Genomic DNA, 1,944 nt, shown 5'->3' with positions numbered 1-1,944 from the left:
CGGGGTCCGCCCAGCGCAGGTCCTCGACCATCGCCGCACCGTGCGGCGTGCCCTCGAAGCCGGGCGCGAACCACACGCCGGGGCGGGAGGCGACCATGGATTCCGTGCCGTGCCTGCGGACGTTCGCAGCCCGCTCGCGCCAGGTCGACGGATCGCCGAAGCGCGCCGAGGAACAGACGACGGAGAGCGCGGTGAGCCGGTCGGGGTGGTGCACGGCCAGATGGAGACCGACGGCGCCGCCGAGGGAGATCCCCGCGTACGCGAACTGCTCCCAGCCCTGGGCGTCGGCAGCGCGGAGCACCAGAGCGGCGAGGTCGGCGACGGTGGCCGTTCCGTCGGTGGGGATCAGTGCGCTGGGGGAGCCGGCCATGGGCTCGGCGGGCGAGGCGCCGTGTCCGGGCAGGTCCCAGCGCAGCACGTGATGGGTGTGGATGAGCGGGGCGAGTTGGGGCTCCCAGACCGCGAGCGACGTTCCCAGGGAGGGCCCCAGGATCATCGGCTTGCCGTCCGCGGGTCCGTCGAGGCGGTGGTAGGGGAGCGGCGCGACGTCGTAAGGAAGGGGAGCAGGCACTGTCGGGTCTCCGGGGCTGCGTGAACTACGTGGCGTGCCGCTCCGCCCCGGGCGCTGCGTCGGGTTGGTGTCGATGGTCTGTCACCGCTCTCGGTTGTCCGCTGCGTCCGTCGAGCCGTCGGCCGCGTCCGCAGGCTTCTGTGCGGACGGCTCTCCCGCCTGCTGGTCCGTCCCCCTCGCGGGCGCCGGATCGCGGCGCAGCGCACGGTCGGTGAGGACGGGCGCCGAACCCGTGTAGTGGGTGGGATCGGTGAGGTCCCGCAGCCTCTCCCTGGACAGGAGGTCGTGCAGAGTCGGCTCTTCCTCCTCCAGCGCCTCGTCCAGGGTGATGCCCTCGTCGACCGCCTTGCGGGAGGCGGCATCCAGCAGCTTACGTGCGCGTGCGCGGCCGAGCAGCGGTCCGAGGGCCACGGTGAAGCGCTCGCTGACGATGAGTCCCTCGGTGAGTGCGAGGTGTTCGTGCATGCGGTACGGGAAGACCTGGAGCCCTTCGGCGAGTTCGGCCGCGGCGTGCGCGGCTCCGCCTGTGAGCCGGAGCAGTTCGCGAACGGGCTGCCACTCCGCGTGCCATGCTCCCGCCGGGCGTTCGTCCTCGGCGGCGAGGGACGCCAGCAGGGTGGAGGCCAGGGCGGGGGCCTGGCGAGCGGTGGCCGCGATGAGAGTGGCGCGCACCGGGTTGGTCTTGTGCGGCATCGCGGACGAGGTGCCGCCGCCGCCCTCGCCCACTTCTCCGACCTCGCTGCGGGAGAGCACCAGCACGTCCGCCGCGAACTTGCCCAGCGCCCCGCAGGCGAAGCCGCACGCGGAGCCGAGGTCGGCGACGGGTGTGCGCAGGCTGTGCCACGGCAGCGACGGCTCGGCCAGGCCGAGTTCCCGCGCGTACGCGGACAGCAGTCGCAGCCCCACATCCGTACTCGCGTGTCCGTCCGCACCGTCCTGTGACTGCCCGTCCGGCTGCGCTGCCGGCGCGGCCCCGGTCCCGTCGATGCCGGCGTCGGCTTCAGCGTGCGCGGCGAAAGCGGCCAACGTGCCCGCGGCGCCGCCGAGTTGCACGGGGAGCTGCGCCCGTACGGCGGAGAGCCGGTCGTAGGCGTCCAGCACCAGGCTGCGCCACCCCGCGACCTTGAGACCGAAGGTCGTGGGCACGGCGTGCTGGGTCAGGGTGCGCCCGGGGAGTGGAGTGTCCCGGTGCTCGGCGGCGACCATGGCGAGCTCCCGCGCCGTGCGGTCGAGATCCGGCAGCACGGTGTCCAGCGTGCGCGCCGCCACGAGCATGAGTGCCGTGTCGAGGATGTCCTGACTGGTGGCGCCGCGGTGCACGTACGGACCGGCGTCCGGGCCGGCGGCGTCGGTGAGATCGGCGACCAGGGGGA

At 73.8% G+C, this 1,944-nt stretch carries 2 protein-coding genes; both read right to left on the bottom strand.

Annotated features, from left to right (window positions below; translation table 11 throughout):
• The coding region (locus H5J26_RS30605) for an alpha/beta fold hydrolase (RefSeq protein ID WP_309238138.1) at positions 1 to 571 on the bottom strand (571 nt) is incomplete at its 3' end.
• Positions 572 to 652: 81 nt separating this feature from the next.
• Positions 653 to 1,944 (bottom strand): lyase family protein (locus tag H5J26_RS30600; protein WP_181769197.1); only part of this gene is annotated, 1,292 nt, incomplete at its 5' end.

Origin of the sequence: Streptomyces albidus (ex Kaewkla and Franco 2022) (assembly GCF_013870515.1) — a bacterium.
Lineage (GTDB): Bacteria > Actinomycetota > Actinomycetes > Streptomycetales > Streptomycetaceae > Streptomyces > Streptomyces albidus.
This window is presented reverse-complemented; position numbering and strand designations above follow the sequence as displayed.